The 18,327-nt window shown below is 45.1% G+C and carries 14 protein-coding genes; all 14 read right to left on the reverse strand.

Annotated features, from left to right (window positions below; all coding sequences use genetic code 11):
- Positions 1–534: 534 nt before the first annotated feature.
- Positions 535–1,659: a molecular chaperone DnaJ gene (dnaJ, locus tag NST40_RS24190; protein WP_036677487.1), complete on the reverse strand. Its 1,125-nt coding sequence runs from the start codon at positions 1,657–1,659 to the stop codon at positions 535–537.
- A 253-nt stretch (positions 1,660–1,912) separates the two neighbouring features.
- Positions 1,913–3,760 carry a molecular chaperone DnaK gene (gene dnaK / locus NST40_RS24195; RefSeq protein WP_076220088.1) on the reverse strand — a complete coding sequence of 616 codons (1,848 nt, stop codon included), beginning with the start codon at positions 3,758–3,760 and terminating at the stop codon, positions 1,913–1,915.
- A 175-nt stretch (positions 3,761–3,935) separates the two neighbouring features.
- A complete protein-coding gene (gene grpE, locus NST40_RS24200) occupies positions 3,936–4,517 on the reverse strand; it encodes a nucleotide exchange factor GrpE (RefSeq protein ID WP_036677491.1) in 582 nt (193 codons plus the stop codon).
- A gap of 48 nt (positions 4,518–4,565) precedes the next feature.
- Positions 4,566–5,597, reverse strand: coding sequence for a heat-inducible transcriptional repressor HrcA (gene hrcA / locus NST40_RS24205; RefSeq protein WP_036677493.1), 1,032 nt, complete (start codon positions 5,595–5,597; stop codon positions 4,566–4,568).
- Between the two features lie 103 nt (positions 5,598–5,700).
- Entirely contained in the window at positions 5,701–6,192 is a 492-nt protein-coding gene (locus NST40_RS24210) for an N-acetyltransferase (RefSeq protein WP_051490987.1), read from the reverse strand.
- A gap of 93 nt (positions 6,193–6,285) precedes the next feature.
- Positions 6,286–7,458: a radical SAM family heme chaperone HemW gene (gene hemW, locus NST40_RS24215; protein ID WP_076105910.1), complete on the reverse strand. Its 1,173-nt coding sequence runs from the start codon at positions 7,456–7,458 to the stop codon at positions 6,286–6,288.
- Between the two features lie 185 nt (positions 7,459–7,643).
- A complete protein-coding gene (locus NST40_RS24220; RefSeq protein ID WP_340392636.1) occupies positions 7,644–9,920 on the reverse strand; it encodes an FAD-dependent oxidoreductase in 2,277 nt (758 codons plus the stop codon).
- A 19-nt stretch (positions 9,921–9,939) separates the two neighbouring features.
- A complete protein-coding gene (locus tag NST40_RS24225; protein ID WP_076129699.1) occupies positions 9,940–10,767 on the reverse strand; it encodes a carbohydrate ABC transporter permease in 828 nt (275 codons plus the stop codon).
- Between the two features lie 61 nt (positions 10,768–10,828).
- A complete protein-coding gene (locus tag NST40_RS24230) occupies positions 10,829–11,713 on the reverse strand; it encodes a sugar ABC transporter permease (protein WP_249267723.1) in 885 nt (294 codons plus the stop codon).
- 91 nt (positions 11,714–11,804) lie between these two features.
- On the reverse strand, positions 11,805–13,109 hold the full coding sequence (locus NST40_RS24235) for an extracellular solute-binding protein (RefSeq protein ID WP_076141557.1): 1,305 nt from the start codon (positions 13,107–13,109) through the stop codon (positions 11,805–11,807).
- A gap of 95 nt (positions 13,110–13,204) precedes the next feature.
- Positions 13,205–13,972: a response regulator gene (locus NST40_RS24240; protein ID WP_076219575.1), complete on the reverse strand. Its 768-nt coding sequence runs from the start codon at positions 13,970–13,972 to the stop codon at positions 13,205–13,207.
- A complete protein-coding gene (locus NST40_RS24245) occupies positions 13,957–15,762 on the reverse strand; it encodes a histidine kinase (protein ID WP_341003612.1) in 1,806 nt (601 codons plus the stop codon). The genes NST40_RS24240 and NST40_RS24245 overlap by 16 nt, the downstream gene beginning before the upstream one ends.
- Positions 15,763–15,867: 105 nt before the next feature.
- The gene (lepA, locus tag NST40_RS24250) at positions 15,868–17,682 is read right to left on the reverse strand and encodes a translation elongation factor 4 (RefSeq protein WP_036677511.1); all 1,815 of its coding nucleotides are present in this window, start codon (positions 17,680–17,682) and stop codon (positions 15,868–15,870) included.
- Positions 17,683–17,822: 140 nt separating this feature from the next.
- Positions 17,823–18,308: a hypothetical protein gene (locus tag NST40_RS24255; protein ID WP_076277233.1), complete on the reverse strand. Its 486-nt coding sequence runs from the start codon at positions 18,306–18,308 to the stop codon at positions 17,823–17,825.
- Between the last annotated feature and the right edge of the window lie 19 nt (positions 18,309–18,327).

Genomic DNA, 18,327 nt, shown 5'->3' on the forward strand with positions numbered 1-18,327 from the left:
GATTAATTTGCAAATAGCGTCAACTGGGTCCGTTAGCACACGTAGATAATTCAAAACAGATAGTGTGTTAAAAAAGCTGGCAGACCAGTCAGGGGTTTCAAGGTTACAGGGTTCGCGGTTCGCGGTTCGCGGTTCGCGGTTCGCGGTTCGCGGTTCGCGGTTCGCGGTTCGCGGTTCGCGGTTCGCGGTTCGCGGTTCGCGGTTCGCGGTTCGCGGTTCGCGGTTCGCGGTTCGCGGTTGCCGGGGTTGCCGGGGTTGCCGGGCTTGTCGGGGTCACCGGGGTCACCGGGGTTACCAAATTTACCGGCGTTACCAGGTTTACCGGGGTTACGGGATTGGCCGAGTTAGCCAAACACGCAGAATTCCGCAGGTTCCAGCATCACAGCTCATCCAAAGAATTGCATGAGGTTAGTTAAATGGCCCTGCCATAATCTCATGCTAAACAAAAACGCAGAGCAGCGATCCCCCAATAACGGGAGGATCGCTGCTCTGCTGTCTTTTTCTATTCATTTACTGAATGAATGAGTTAGGATATCAGTCCCCGCGAAACGCACGTTTCACACGATCAAAGAAGGACTGCTCGTGCTCATGTGTGTTTTCTCCGTTCAGAGAAGCGAACTGGCGTAGCAATTCTTTTTGCTCTTCATTGAGCTTGCTAGGTGTCACAACAATTACCCGTACATGCTGATCACCTTGGCCAGATCCGCGCAGACGTGGAACACCTTTACCTTTGAGGCGGAAGAAAGTGCCTGTTTGCGTTCCGGCAGGAATCTTCAGCTTCACTTTTTCGGTTAAGGTTGGAATTTCAATCTCATCACCAAGTGCTGCCTGTGCAAACGTAAGCGGAACCTCGCACATAATATCATCGTTCTCACGCACGAAGAAATCATGCGATTTAACACGGATAACAATATACAAGTCTCCAGCAGGACCGCCGCGTAAGCCGCCTTCGCCTTCGCCAGTCATGCGCAGCTGTGCACCGTCATCAACACCGGCCGGGATACGCACATGGATCTTGCGTTGCTTTTTAACCTTACCCTGTCCGGCGCAAGTCGTACATTTTTCCTTAATAATCTTACCTGTACCACTGCAATGTGAACAAGGACGACGATTACGCATCTGTCCAAGCGGTGTATTCTGTACGAATTCCTGTTGTCCACTACCATGACATACGGAACAAGTCTCTGGTTTAGTGCCCGGTTTAGCCCCGGAGCCGTAGCAGGTATCGCAAGTTTCTGTACGTGGAATAGTAATATCGGTTTCTTTGCCGAATACCGCTTCCTTGAATTCAATGGTCATGGTATACTGCAAATCCCCACCGCGCTGCGGTGCGTTAGGATCACGGCGTCCGCCGCCTCCAAAGAACATATCAAAGATATCGCCAAGCCCTCCGAAGTCGCCACCACCGCCGCCTCCGAAGCCGCCCATACCTTGGTTAGGGTCAATATGGCCATATTGGTCATATCTAGCTCGCTGTTGTCCATCACTAAGAACATCATAAGCTTCTTTTACTTCCTTAAACTTAGCTTCAGCATCATCTGCTTTATTCACGTCTGGGTGATATTGGCGCGCCAATTTCCGGTACGCTTTTTTCACCTCATCGTCTGAAGCATCTCTACTAAGGCCAAGCACTTCATAATAATCGCGTTTATCTGCCACTGCTTTCACCTCCGTGCATACATACTCAAATTCCTTATTATCTGTCAAACAAACCATTATACGATAAAACCTCAGGATCTGACCATCCAGATTCAGCGATGTTTATTCTTACAATATCAGAAGGCGCATTCGCAAAGAGTGTGCAATCTGATATTACAAAAGGAAAGTCAAAACACGGGATGACCCGGTTTTGACCTTCCCTTCTTAACTATATAAGAATTTATCAGTTTCCTATTACACTTATCGTATAAGGTTACCCTTGATTCTTATCTTCGTCAACAACCTCATAGTCAGCGTCAACTACATTATCTTTTTTAGGAGCGCCTTCAGCGGCTCCATCGCCACCTTCAGCACCTTGCTCAGCTTGAGCAGCTTGTTCGTACAGCTTCATGGACAACTGTTGTACAATCTCAGTCAATGCTTCTGTAGCTGCATTGATTTCTTCAAGATTGTCAGTTTCAAGTGCTGCTTTAACTTTATCTTTAGCTTCATTTGCTTTTTCAACATCAGAAGCATCAGCTTTATCGCCAAGGTCTTTAATTACTTTTTCAGTAGAATACACGAGTTGGTCAGCACCGTTCTTCGCTTCCACCAGTTCTTTACGCTTACGGTCTTCCTCAGCGTGAAGCTCGGCATCCTTCATCATTTGTTCTACTTCTGCGTCGCTCAGGCCGCTGGAAGAAGTGATAGTGATTTTTTGGCTCTTGTTCGTGCCTTTATCTGTTGCAGATACATTTACGATACCATTGGCATCAATATCGAAAGAAACTTCGATTTGTGGCACGCCACGTGGTGCTGGTGGAATCTCGTTCAGCATGAAGCGTCCCAGTGTCTTGTTGCCATTTGCCATTTGACGCTCACCTTGCAGCACGTGAATCTCTACGCTAGGTTGGTTGTCAGCAAAGGTTGAGAATACTTGGGATTTGCTTGTAGGAATCGTAGTATTACGCTCGATCATCTTCGTGAACACGCCACCTGCAGTTTCGATACCCAGGGAAAGCGGAGTTACGTCAAGCAATACAACGTCTTTAACATCACCAGTCAATACACCCGCTTGAACAGCAGCACCAAGAGCTACTACTTCATCCGGATTCACACCTTTGTGTGGTTCTTTGCCAGTAAGCTTTTTGATAGCATCTTGTACAGCTGGGATACGTGTAGAACCACCAACCAGAACGATTCTAGTAAGGTCTGCAGGGGTCATGCCAGCATCAGACAATGCTTGACGAGTTGGTCCCAATGTACGTTCTACCAGACCAGCAGTCAGTTCATCAAATTTCGCACGAGTCAAGTTGATCTCTAAGTGCTGAGGTACGCCGTCAACCACAGTGATGAACGGAAGCGATACAGTTGTTGTCAGTACGCCTGACAATTCTTTTTTCGCTTTTTCAGCTGCATCTTTCAAACGTTGTACAGCAGATTTATCTTTGCTCAGATCAATGCCTTGCTCTTTTTTGAATTCGGATACCAGGTAATCCATAACCACTTGGTCAAAGTCGTCGCCACCCAGCTTGTTGTCGCCGCTTGTAGCTTTTACTTCGAAAAAGCCATCACCAAGTTCAAGGATGGATACGTCAAAAGTACCGCCACCAAGGTCATAGACTAGAATGGTTTGATCTTCGGATTTCTCCAGACCATATGCCAAAGCTGCTGCTGTTGGCTCGTTCACAATACGCAGAACTTCCAAACCTGCAATTTTACCTGCATCTTTGGTAGCTTGACGTTGGCTGTCATTAAAATAAGCAGGAACAGTGATAACTGCTTGAGTAACAGTTTGGCCAAGATAAGCCTCTGCATCGGATTTCAGCTTTTGCAGAATCATTGCCGAAATTTCTTGTGGGGAGTAGTCTTTACCATCAATGCTTTCTTTGTGGTTAGTACCCATGTGACGTTTAACAGAGCTGATCGTACGATCAGGGTTAGTAATCGCTTGGCGTTTAGCCGTTTCACCGACGATACGCTCGCCGTCTTTCTTAAAGCCTACAACCGAAGGGGTTGTACGCGCGCCTTCTGGATTTGGAATTACTACGGCTTCGCCGCCTTCCATAACGGCAACGCAAGAGTTCGTGGTTCCTAAGTCAATACCGATAACTTTACTCACAATAATTTGCCTCCTCTAAAGTTATATGGAGCCTAAGCTCAATAAATTTATAAAAATATTAAAAAAATTCGATTGATAATAAACTATCCGGGCAACAGCCTGCAATCGGATAAATAGTAGGCAAACGCACTGCTGCTTTATGGCGAGCAGAAACTGCCCGTCCTATATAGACAGACTACATGCTGACTTTGACCATGGCCGGACGAAGAACTCTATCTTTCAGAAGATATCCCTTTTGAACCTCTTCTGTAACGATACCCTCTTCGTACTCCTCGCTCTCAACCTGCATAATAGCCTGATGGTATTCAGGATTAAAAGGCTGTCCTACTGTTTCCATAGCTGTAAGCCCCTCAGCCTTCAATACCCCATCCAGCTGACGGAAAATCATATTAACGCCCTTCGCGAAAGCTTCGGATTCAGGATTAGCTGGAGTAGTGACTAACGCACGCTCGAAATTGTCCAGCACGGAAAGCAATTCCGTCAGGAGCTTGGAGGTAGCATATTGAGCCAACTCTTCTTTTTCCTTCTGGGTACGACGACGGAAGTTATCAAAATCAGCTTGTGCACGCAATGCACGACCTTGATATTCATCAGCAAGATCCTGTAGGCGTTTCACCTCAGCACCTGTATCTGAAGCACCTTCACTAACGTTTTCAGCTGTAAATGAGTCGGCATCTGAGACTACTTCAGCCACAGGCTCCTCATTGATCAATTCCTCTTTGAATTCATTAGAATCTTGAACTTGTTCCTTTTTCAAGTTGTCTTCACCTCCTTAAAATCATTCACGAAATCATGTTGACTCTGTTCACTTATACCAGTGCGCCAGCATCGCTGTCAAATCTCGGGATAAAATGCCCAAGATCCCCATCACTCTTGCATATTCCATACGGGTCGGCCCAAGGATCCCAATGCTTCCTAGTGCCTGCCCATCAAGTGAATAAGTGGCGGTGATCAGACTACAGTTAGCGAACGCTTCGTGATTGTTTTCTGTTCCTATTCGTACTTGAATACCTGTGCCACCCACTGTAGGGGCCAGCATTTTGAGCAGTGTCGGTGTCTCTTCCAGCAGATCAAGAATACTCTTCACCTTGTCTACGTCTTTGAACTCAGGCTGTGTCAGCATATTCGTTGCTCCGCTGAGATAGATGCGCTGCTCTTGATCGCTTTCCAGCGCGGTGTCCAGCACCTGCATTAATTCTTCATAATGTGAGATGTGACGCTGCATTTCTTCGCCAAGCTCGGAATAGAGCCGAGTCTTCAGCTTATAGAGTGGTACATTGACCAGTTTACTATTCAGTAGGTTAACCACTTTCTCCATCTCGGAAACAGAAATCTCCGGCGGAATGTTCACCGTACGATTCTCAACTTGCCCCGTACTTGTGACGATAATGGCCACAGCGGTTGTATCATCTAATGGTAACAACTGAAAATGACGCAATGAAGTATGAAAAACCTCCGGTCCCAGCAGGATGGAAGTATAATTCGTCATATTGGAAAGAATCATCGCCGCATGTTGGATTACCTGCTCCATTGCATTTAGCTTCTCGGCAAAAAAAGCGCGGATCGTGCCCATTTCTGCCGTTTCGGCGGAATTCCACGGTACCAAATGATCCACATAATATCGGTATCCTTTATGGGAAGGAATTCTTCCCGCCGATGTATGAGGCTGCTCGAGATAACCTAAATCCTCCAGGTCAGCCATTTCATTTCGAATCGTAGCCGGACTGTATCCTACATCTCCCCGTTTAGAAATGCTGCGAGATCCTACTGGCTCTGCCGATGAAATATAATCATCCACAATTGCATTTAGTATCATTCTCTGGCGATCAGTTAACATGTTATTCCCTCCTATCGGCTGTGGCTCCGATTCGTTAGCACTCGACTCAGATGAGTGCTAACCACTAATACAAAAATACCAAACTGACATTGACATTGTCAAGTCAGTTCAGTATCTTAAGCACTGCTATTTCATCGCAGGCATGCTGCTTTTTACAATTCACGCAATCTGTCCATACTTTTTCAGGGAAAATCTCTTTCTGGACGACTTCAAATCCATTTCTAAGAAAAAAATCAACAGCATAGGTTAGTGCCATTACCTTTGGGATTTTCTGGTTCCTAGCTTCCTCGACCAGCTTCGCCAATATCATGGAGCCTACGCCTTTACCCTTGCCTTCATCATTCAATCCAATTGAACGAATCTCTACGAGATCATTCCCGAGCTTGAAAAGTGAACCACAGCCTACGAATCTGCCTTCGATTTCGGCAACTACGAATTGATCGATCTGGCGTGTCAGCGCCTGCCGGGAACGGGGCAACATGATGCCGCGCTGGGCATACTCTTCTATCATTAGATACAATGGCTCAACGTCTTCTACCACAGCATTTCTACAAATCACCTGTGCGTCTCCCGCTGGAGACGAATGGCGAATCATTTCCGTCTTGGCAAGCACTTTGGTTCACCCCTCTGTTGATAATATGAATAAATATACAACAGAGTGAATTACAATTCAAGGGGTATTTTAAAATTAAACTTCTGTCAGGGCGCCTACAAATTCAGCAAAAACATCGTTCCCAAACAAGATTCCTTGCTTGCTGAGTCGGTAAACCCCTGCTTCTTGTTCCAACAGCCCTGCATGCAGCATTTTATGCAAGGATTTCTCGAATACTTCCTCTATTGAACGCCCGAATTGCGCCTGAAAAGCTTCATTAGAGACGCCCTCATGCATACGCAAGCCGACCATCATAAAGTCTTCCATCGCTTCTGCTTCTGAGATTGGGTATGCATCCAGTCGTGGCAGCCCTTTACGTGTGGCTTCTACATATGGATTTACGCCCTTAACATTAATATGCCGCTGACGCCCCACATATCCATGTGCTCCTGCTCCTAGACCATAATAATCTTCATTACGCCAGTAGGTGATATTATGGCGGCTCTCCATTCCTGGTTTCGCGAAGTTACTGATCTCGTATTGATTGTAACCCGCTTCCTTCATAGAGGACATCAACAGGAGGTACATTTGCAATTCATCTTCTTCATTAGGAAGAGGAAGCTTGTTCTTATTAAACAGCGTGTGAAAAAGAGTATTCTCCTCCACCTTCAAGCTGTAAATAGAATAGTGGGGTAGATCCAGCTCCAACGCCTTGCGGATACTTTCGCCCAACATCTCAACAGTTTGATTAGGCAGCCCAAACATCAGGTCAACCGAAAGATTATTTAGTCCAACTGCACGTGCATTCTCTAGGCTCCGGTATACATCATCTACATTATGAATCCGGCCGATACCTGTGAGCAGCTCGTTCTGAAATGCTTGAACACCAAAACTCACCCGGTTCACGCCGCCTTCTTTCATAACCGTCAGCTTGTCCAGATCCGTTGTTCCAGGGTTAGCTTCCATAGAGAATTCAATATCTTTATCCCAGTTGGGGAAATGCGTGCGAACAGACTTTAAGAAATAAGCCATTTCATCAGGTTTTAAAACAGTGGGTGTGCCTCCGCCGACGAAGATCGTTTTGATAACACCCGGAGGGGTGTTCTTGACGGTCTGCTCCATCTCCCGATCCAAAGCTTCGAGATAATCCATAACTGGCTGATCCTTGAGAACATAGGAATTAAAATCACAATAAAAGCACTTATTGGTACAAAAAGGGATATGAATGTATACAGCCTCAGGGGGACGGCCATTAGTCTTCGTTGTCATTAGCTGTCTCCTTTATATAAAAATATCGTTTGAATAGTGTAATCTAAAAAACAAGAAAAGGGAAGCCTGACGGCTTCCCTCCGAGGGCGTTCATTTATAAATGAACTCTATTTTATAATATAAGAAAGTATAAGTTTTACGTTATCCTATATATTTTGTATTTCCCGCAGAAACGGATACCGTCCCTATAAGGACGGCAAAGCCGTTGCTTCTTGATAAATCCGCATTTCCACAAGTTCGGCATGTACTCCACCGTTAGTTTCATGAATAACGATCCGGACAGCATCTGTAAGGACAGGCTTCTCTAATCGATGAACATTCTTCCGGCGATGGTTATCTTTGACACGGAGCATGACTTGCCACGCGCCATCAATGAGCAGCTCTACATCATAGTTCTTTACCAGTTCAGGAATCACTAGAAATGGCGTTTCATGGTGATGTAAGTTGATGAGATCTTCATTGACATCATCATTAAAGGTGAAATGGATTTCGGAGACTGGAGCAGCATCCGGGAGACGCGCCTCTACCCACTCCGATCTACCCGCGGTCATCGGCTCAGAAACCCAGCTATGTGGTCCCGCGAAAGGTCGAACATACCCATCAATGACTTTAGATGCAGCATATGCCGATGTTTCTACTGCAAAGCAGAAATGCCTGCGTACAAGTTGTTTCATGCTCCACTCTATCACCGGCTGATCTGGCTGATGATCCTCCAGCGCTGAATCAACAACGGATTTAGCACCTCGCTCAAATGTAATGACACCAGTGATTGGGGTTTCTGAAATATGCAATTGAAGGTGTTCATTAGCTCGAATAATAGCGAAGATATTACATTCACCGATAAGACTACATTTCTCCTCTTGTATCGGTACTTCAATCCATTGCTGCTCTCCAGCCTGTACTGTTATAACATCAACCTGTTTGCACTCCGCCGGCACGTAATTTTCCGCGCGTCCAGTCGTCCAGATCTCCACGGTCAGCTGCGTCTGAATACTTGCTGACACAAGCAGCCTTAACCCACGGATACTTCCTTCAACCGGAAACAAAATCCCTACATCATGAGAAAGCTCATAAGCTTCGGCTGGACGATCCAGCAGGATACCATTCAACGTGCTGGATGCATGAATCTCGCTTTTTCTGGCGAGGTCCAGTGGATCTTCGTTACGTAATCCAATAATCGAAGCATCTTGCTTTAACATCACCTGTTGCAATTCATGCATATGCTGCTCGCGAATTTCACGTGGGGTCACACCTTTGATGACGGATAAAGCTGCACCTGCTCCAGCTGCTTCACCCATGATCGCACAGGTTGCCATAACACGTGTTGTTCCAAAAGCCACATGAGATGCACTGATATTACGACCCGCGAAGAATAAATTCCGCACATTCTTCGAATATAGCGAACCAAATGGAATATGGTAGATCCCGTCCGCATGCAGATGCTTGGAGCCACTCTCTTGTGCGTACATCCCCTGTGGGGGATGTAGATCAATCGACCAGCCACCAAATCCAATACGGTCTGCAAATTCACGCTGCGCGAGAATATCATTTTGCGTTAGAATCGTATCGCCAATAAATCGTCTGTATTCACGTTTACCCGGAATCGAGCCAACCCACTCAAGCGTCATATTCTCGGCATCAAAATGGCCTGAGTTTTTGATATAATCCCAAATCCCATAAATAACAGAGGATAGTTCATCACGTATACGTTCATTCTCATCCACCGTATCAAGCTCGCCGCCCCACTCAATCCACCAGTAGTGACAGCCTGAATCCCCACTCCGAATGACCCGGCGGATCGGGATAGACGTTGTTGTAATATCCTTCGCGAATGAGGGTGCAACATAACGTACCGGTTTTCCAGTATCCTGTGTATAGAATAATAATGTACTGCCTAATGTAATATTATCAGGCACTTCTGGTGCCCATTCCTCATTAAATTCATGACGGGCTTCACGTCCTAATCGGAAATCCGCTCCTGCTAGGAAGCCCACTAAACCATCACCCGTACAATCGATGAAAGCATCGCTCTCGAACGTGATTAAACGCTCAGATCCCATCATCCAGCCGGTCACACTCTGAATCGTACGCTCCTCTGCCTCACCTTCCGCTTCCACTTCACGTACATCGGTATTTAGGAACAAGCTGATATTCGATTCTGCCTTCACCGCTTCGAGCAAGGTTAGATCCCATAGATATGGATTCCCTTCCGGGTTCCGGTATTGATTCTCGATGAACAGCTCACCCATAATGCCTGTCTCACGTGCATAGCGATTTACACCATGTCCTGTTGCACCGCATACCCATACCCGAACCTCTGAACTCGAGTTACCACCAAGTACAGGACGATTCTGTACCAGTGCTACCTTTAACCCAAGACGTGCTGCAGCAATCGCCGCGTTCATCCCTGCAAGTCCACCCCCGACCACTGTCACATCGGATTTAACCGTTTCTGTTCTCATGTCAGTATCCCTCCTATAGTTAGCCTTTCACAGCCGAGCTAGAAATTCCTTGAATAATATATTTCTGACCTATGAAGAAGATAACAATCATTGGAATGATCGCAGCCGACGAAGCGGCCATCATCCCGTTGTAATCCACATTGTTCTCAAGAATAAAATTCTGCAATCCAAGCGGAATGGTATATAGCTTAGGGCTCTGCAAAAATACAAGCGCATTCTCATAATCATTCCATTGCCAGGAGAAATCAAGAATAGCAAACGTAGCGATTGCCGGCTTCGCTAATGGCAGAATTAAGCGGAAAAATATTTTGTAATGACCGGCTCCATCCAGAAAAGCAGATTCCGTAATTTCCTTAGGAATGCCCATAAAGAACTGCCGAAGCATAAATACACCGAAGATCGAGAACATGGCTGGAAGGATTAGGGCCAAATGCGTATTGTAAATCCCAACCCAGTTAAACATGATAAACTTAGGAACAAAAAGCACCTGCGGTGGAACCATCATCATGGATAGATATATGACAAATAGGCCATCCCGCCCTTTAAACGAAGTACGTGAAAATCCGTAAGCGGCAAGGGCAGATAGAAACACAGCTCCCGCAGTTCCAATAATCGATATCTTAAGTGAATTTAAATAATACGGAACAAAATCATAACTTCCTGTCCACACCCGAATATGATTGCTCCAGTTGAGAGATGAAGGCAGCCATTCGTTAAACACCTCGGCAGGTGTCTGAAAAGATGTACTGAGCATCCATAGAAAAGGCACAATCATAAATAGTCCTAGAACAAACATGATGATCGTTACTGGCAGCTTCACCTTCATGTTTCCTGCTTTTTCATTCATACCGCCTGCTCCTTTAATTTATGGTTTCGGGGTCCCGCAAAGCACCACTTTGTAGGGTTATTTAGTAATGAACCCAGCGCTTTTGGCCGATCCACTGAATGACTGTAATGACGAGAATGACGGCGAACAAGAACCATGAAATGACTGAAGCGTATCCCATATCGTAATAACTGAATGCTGTTTTATAAACGAATAGTGATAAGACCGTCGTACTTCCGCTAGGTCCTCCAGCCGTAATGGCTTGAATAATCGAGAACGATTTCATCGTCATAATTAATCCGGTAATCATTAATAAAAAAGTTGTTGGACTAACAAGAGGCCATACAATTTTCCATGTTGTTTTGAATGTGCTTGCACCATCGATCCGGGCAGCTTCCAGCTGTTCTGTCGAAATTTCCTGTAGTGCTGCTAAATATATGATCATATTGTAGCCAAGCATCAGCCAGATCTGTACGATATCAATGGCATACATTGCGGTTTCCGTATCCGCAAACCACCCTGGCGGCGATGTTATGCCAATCCAGCGAAGCAGTTCATTGATGGGTCCCTGTGAAGGCTGAAATAGCAGCATCCAGACAAATGCAACGGCTACTCCACTAGAGATATACGGCAGGAAAAACATTCCACGCAATAATCCTTTAAGATACACACTGCGGTTTAGAAATAGCGCCACAATAAAAGCGAGCACCATCGATACTGGAACCGATATCAGGAATATCACCGTATATTTGATCGAGGCATAGAAATTATCGTCATGGAACAACCGTTTGAGATTATCCAGCCCGGTAAATTGCCAATTCGGATTTGAAAATTGATAATTCGTAAACATCAGGACAAAGGAAAAGATTGCAGGAATCACAAAGAATAAGAGAATACCAATCATATTCGGGAGAATAAAAGTCATGCCGATCCAGCCTTGTCTGTCCATCCAGCTTCTCCGCTTCACGGTATCGCCGCCTTTCGTATGCTGAAAAATGGGTACACGAAAGAGAAGAACGAAGAATTCTTCCTCCTTCTCTTTTGTGCCAGCTATTTCTTTATTTCATTAACTCTTGCGAACGGGTTTGCATATTTTTCATCGTGGTATCAATATCTTGCTTATTTAAGAAGTATTTTTCATACTCTTCTTTACGTGCATCAATGGCTTGTTGAGGTACATTTAGCTGGAAGGATGGGAATTTGCCGAATACAATATTATTCATTGAATCTGTATCATATTTGTCTTCTACACCATTCAAGAGAAGGCTCATCGCTTCCTTACTGTCCACACTCTTAGAGGCTGGAATACGCCCCCCGCTTGCCATTGGCAGCATACCGCCATCCGCATACCATTTTGCGAACTCCCAAGCCGCATCCAGGTTCTTGGACTTTGCATTAAGAGCAAGCATGTCGCCCACACCGCCCGAATATTTATAATCCTTTTGATCTTTATTCACTTTTGGAATAGCGGCGAACGCGGTTTTGAAATCATGCGGATAGTCCTTCAAGTTGTTCGCATTGCGGAAAATAAACTCACCTGCTGCCAGCATTGCCGCTTTGCCTTGCAGGAACATGGTGTCAACCGGCATTTTACTGGTCAGCTGCTCCCCATATTCCGGTGTGGATTTGTCCACGAACATCATGTTATGCAATATTTCCAGTTGCTGTTTCCAGAGATCATTTCCAAAGTTTGAAGTACCATCCGCCTGTTTCACACCCATTCCAGCAAGCGTACCGTCCATCGTTGTTGCGAAGGAGGAATCTGCCTGCAATAATCCGTACACACCAGGTTTCGTTAGCTTCTTCGCATACTCCTCAAGATCTGACCAAGTCCAGTCCACCGCAGGAATCGGTAATCCTGCTGCATCCAGCATATCTTTGTTCAACCATACAAACGCCATGTTTTTCTTTGTAGGAATCCCATAGTATTTATCATTGATTTTCCACATCGCTGCGTCCTCACCGATCTGGCTGTCGATATCATAATCTGTTTTCGTGCTTAGATCCAAGGCAACGCCTGCATCCATACGTTTCTGTAAATGAGCAAGATCGTAGTTCATGAAAAGGTCTATGTTTTGATTGGTCATCAAAGCAGTGTCCAGCTTTAAGTTGCCTGCATCGTCATTTACATTACGGATATACTCGACTTGAATATCTGGATGATCTTTATTCCAGTTATCAACTACAGCTTGAGGCCCGGCTTCTGCAGGAACTGCCCCCCACATCGTAAGCTTTATTTTCTCCTTTGCTGGTTCTCCATTTGCACTGCCCTGCGATTCATTACTTCCACCACTCCCACAACCAGCCAGCATCGTACCTGCTAATAAGACAGAAAGCACTGCAGGATACCACTTTTTCTTCATAGATAGCTTCCCCCTTGGAAGGATTATGTGTTGTGCTCTACATCTATAACTTTATCATCAGAGCGGATTCTGGGGGATGAACTACATTTGGGAACTTATAGAACGTTTTTTGGTTCTTTACGGAATTCATTTGGCGTGACACCACACCACTTTTTGAAGATTTTTATAAAATAATTATCGTTCTCAAAGCCTACTTGCTGCCCAATCTCGCTAATTGTTAGCTTCGTCTCTGCAAGCAGCATTTTCCCAGCCTGAATCCGACGCTCTTGAATATAATTGGTCAACGTTTTCCCTGTCTTTTTCTTGAATAAGTCACTTATATAGCTGGCATCCATCCGGATCAACTCTGACATGGATTTGAGCGAGATGTCCTCAGCATAATGTTCTTCAATATAAGCTATAATTTTGTTCATCTCCACATGATCTGTCGGTCCCGTTTGTTGCTTCTCAGGAAACCATTTATCGGCCTTCTTCATCTTCACCATTCGCTCCAGCTCGGCCTGAACCTTACCCATCGTCTGCTTCAAACCTTGGAGATCTAAAGATAACTTCAGAATGTAGTCCGAAGCCCCAAAAACGAGCGCCTGCCGGGCGTATTCAAATTCACTCAATGCGGTCAACATTACAAACCGGCAGTCGAAGCCTTCCTCTCGCGCAATTTGAAGAAGCTTCACCCCATCCATCACCGGCATATTGATATCCGTCACTACCACATCAGGCTGCAGCTCACGAATCATTTGCAAGCCTACTTCTCCATTCTCCGCCTCACCTATAATTTCAAACGGAATTTCAGCCTTTAAGAATAGCTTCCGTATACTTTTAACCGCAGGTTGTTCATCATCCACAATTAACGTTCTCCACATGTGAGCTTACCTCCATCGTAAGGTTTTGAAATAAGGAATGGAAAATGGATGATCACTTCAGTTCCTGTGTCTGATGACACAATGTCCATACCTGTCCGTTGATTCTTGAACAACAGCTCCAAGCTCTCCCTAATATTCTGAACACCGATTCCTTTACGTTTCCGTGTAGCCTTATTCAGCTGTGCTCTTTCTATCCCCATGCCGTTATCTCTAACCTGCAGATACAGCTGTTGCTCAGTCACTTTAGCGGAGATATCAATTCTCCCTTGTTTTACAGACTGACCGAAGCCGTGAATCAAGCTATTTTCAATTAAGGGCTGCAGACAAAATTTAGGGATTAATGCGTATTGCAGTTCCTCGTTGATATCATATTGAATTTCAATCCCATGTCCAAAACGTTGCCGCTGTATCTCCATGTAAGATTCTATTAGTACGATTTCATCCTTTAACAGGATCAAATCGACTTCAGTATTTAAGGTTGTCTCCAATATTTTTCCTAGTGAAACACAAATTCCATAAATTTCATCATCATCTTTATCTAAGGCAATGCTCTTTATCGTATTCAATGTATTTAGTAGAAAATGCGGGTTCATCTGCGAAAGTAATACCTGAAATCGAACGAATTGCTTCTGTTTTTCTTCAAGCTGAAGTCGCTGCAACAGCTCATTTAAATCATGGATCATGATATTGAAACTCTGAGTCAGGGCAAGAATCTCTCCCCGCCCTTGCTCGGGTAATTTCATTTTGAGATTCGTCTTAGCGGTCATTTCCATCTTCTTCTGTAGCTTCTTAAGCGGTACTGTAATCGTCGATGATATGAAAAAAGTTAATAGAACAAATAGCAGCAGAATGATTCCAAATCCACCAAAAAACCGTCGTTTCTGCTTGTCTACCTCAAGAAATAGCTGTGCTAGCTGCACTTTTTTAACTACATAGCCATTTAACTCCTCGATGTAGCTGTATGTGTATAAACTCTCCTCCTTCGGGTCGACAATGGATGCAGCACGCCCCGCCTGCCGCTGGTTGGCACTCTTCACAATACTCTGCGCAATATCAGGGGAAAAAGTCTCATCCTTAAGCGGATTAAGCATCACACCCCCCAAGGCATCGAGTAGAAATAAAGCCCCTTCCTGTTTACTCCCTAACGTTGATCTGGTAAACCACTCCTCATAATCGATACTTAATCTTGCATAGGCATAAATATTCAAACCATTATCACGCATAACCTCATAAAGACTAAGCATTTTCTTACTTGTTGTACTTTCCCGGACCACATTATTCTTGTCATTCGGATTCCATATATATCGATTCGTTCCTTCTCGCTTCAATGCTTGAACCCAATCCTCTGATTGGATTTCGTCGTAGCTCAAGGTTTCCTTTGGCATAAAGGAAGTGTATGCGTTTCCATGAAGGTCGATTAATGTATAATACACCGTCGCTCCACTCATAAAGAATGTATTTTCAATCGCTCCAAACTTGTTTTCAACGAGTTTTTTTCTCGTGATTTCATCAGATTGCTCGGGATTCTTCATTATCGATAAAATCGTCGTATCTTGTTCGAGTAATGACCCTGTTTTCATCACGAGACTCATGAGATCAACAAAACCATTCTTAATACCAATAAGCTGCTCTATGTTCTTCGTTTCCGCATTATCCTGCAGCATTTGTTCTGTCTCTTTAAAGTTATATAGAACGAGTATGGCAATGGGTGTTAGTACCAACAGCAAGAAAGCTAACAAAATCCGATTCTTAAAGGTACTTGGCGTAAGTTTCAAATATAATCGCTTCACGAGGACTCCCCTCACTTTGTATGTGCTTACAATCCTTCCCCCTATTGTAATCTGCTCCTGCTTAAAAAAATAGAGCCGGGATATTCTCCCGGCTCTACCTATTTTCTACTCATCGATCTTCAGTACTGCCATAAACGCTTCTTGTGGTACTTCTACACTACCCACTTGCTTCATGCGTTTCTTACCTTCTTTTTGCTTCTCCAGCAGCTTCCGTTTACGGGAAATATCGCCGCCGTAACATTTAGCAAGTACGTTTTTGCGCATCGCCTTAACGGTTTCACGCGCAACCACCTTCGTACCCACTGAGGCTTGAATCGGCACTTCGAACATTTGACGCGGGATAATCCCCCGCAGCTTCTCACAAATGATACGTCCGCGGTTGTAGGCACGATCGCGGTGAACGATAAAGGACAAGGCATCGACCTGCTCATTGTTAAGCAAGATATCCATCTTGACCAGATTAGAACGGCGGTATCCGCAAATTTCATAGTCGTAAGAAGCATATCCTTTTGTACCGGATTTCAACTGATCAAAGAAATCATAAACGATCTCTGACAGCGGAATCTCGTACGTAATTGTTACACGATTAGTATCTAGATATTCCATATTTACGAACTCGCCGCGTTTGTTCTGGCACAGTTCCATTACAGTACCCACGAAGTCGTTAGGCACAATGATCGCTGCTTTAACATACGGCTCTTCAATATAGTCAATCGTACCGATCTCCGGATAATGTGACGGGTTGTCGATTTGGATCATTTCGCCATTGGTCAGCATAATTCGGTAAATAACACTCGGCGCTGTTGTGATTAGCGGCAAATTGAACTCGCGCTCAATCCGCTCTTGAATAATCTCCATATGCAAGAGTCCAAGGAAACCGCAACGGAAACCAAATCCAAGTGCGCTTGAGCTTTCCGGCTCAAAGCTTAGCGAAGCATCATTTAGCTGGAGCTTCTCCAGTGCCTCACGAAGATCGTTATAATCGGAGGTCTCAATCGGATACAACCCGCAATATACCATCGGGTTGATCTTACGGTAACCCGGAAGCGGCTCAGCAGTAGGATTCTTTGCATCAGTGACAGTATCACCGACACGGGTATCTCCAACATGCTTGATCCCAGCTACGATAAAGCCAACATCACCGATGTTCAATTCATCGACAATGGTCATACGTGGCATAAATGCGCCAACTTCAATGACCTCGAAGGTCTTCTCAGTTGCCATCATCTTAATCTTCGAACCTGCACGGATCTTCCCGTCCATTACGCGCACATAGACGATAACGCCTTTATAAGGATCGTAGTGAGAGTCAAAGATCAATGCTTTAAGCGGCTCTTCTGAATTACCGGATGGCGCAGGAACCTGCTTCACCACCTGCTCCAGAATTTCCTTGATTCCGATACCGGCTTTGGCAGATGCCATAACCGCTTCACTGGTATCCAGCCCGATAACATCCTCAATCTCCTGCTTTACCCGGTCAGGGTCAGCGTTTGGCAAATCAATTTTGTTGAGCACAGGTAGGATTTCCAGGTTATTATCCAGTGCTAAATACACATTGGCCAGCGTCTGTGCTTCAATTCCTTGAGCCGCATCCACAACCAGCAGTGCGCCTTCACATGCTGCAAGACTGCGGGAAACTTCATAGGTGAAATCGACGTGCCCCGGTGTATCAATCAAGTTGAGATAATACTCTACACCATCGTCTGCACGATAGGTTAAACGCACGGCTTGCAGCTTTATTGTGATACCACGTTCGCGCTCCAGATCCATCTGATCGAGTACCTGTTCCTGCATTTCACGCGTGGTTAGTGCCCCCGTGTATTCCAAAATGCGGTCAGCTAGTGTCGATTTACCATGGTCTATATGTGCAATAATCGAGAAATTGCGAATTTGTTGTTGTCTTTTCTGAACGTCAGTCATTCCTTACCCCCACAGACAGCCTGATATTAATCCACTTATTATAACAGTACAAGCTTACTCCATCAATCCCGCGCTGGCCCAAAACAAAAGAAACAGCTATACACGATCCCGTGAAATAACCGTTTCTTCTAAATTTGCTGTTAATTTTCTGCCGAAGCGAACAATGAAACTACCCAGCGGATTCCCTTCTGGGAAGCCTGCTGCAAGAGACCTGCCGTCTTATCTGCCAGAACATCGACTGTAGGCTTTTGCTCCTCAGGAATTAGAATTTGCTCCGGAGATTTCGTACTATAATCATCCACAACTTGTTGAGGAGGATCTGCGGCTGGCGTTATATTGCTATTTTGAGGCAAAGGAGAGACGGCCGTATAGGCACCTGTGACAGGATCGATCACCATTGGCACATATACATAAGTCTGCCCACCCTGTGTCACACCATTCTTTTGCAGTTGTGGCTGTGGCTGCATGCCTGTTACTTGACTGGTGGGTGTAGTCGGACTGGCATTCCAGCCGGGCAGAATCTTAGAGACTGTTGACCCCCCGCTTCCGCCGAACTGCATCCCTAAGAGGATGCCAATCCCTGCCCAAATCCCGACCATAACCAGTTTTCTTCCGAAACGCGACATGTACACCACTCCTTTTTAA

Source organism: Paenibacillus sp. FSL R10-2778 (genome assembly GCF_038593035.1).
GTDB lineage: Bacteria > Bacillota > Bacilli > Paenibacillales > Paenibacillaceae > Paenibacillus_AQ > Paenibacillus_AQ odorifer.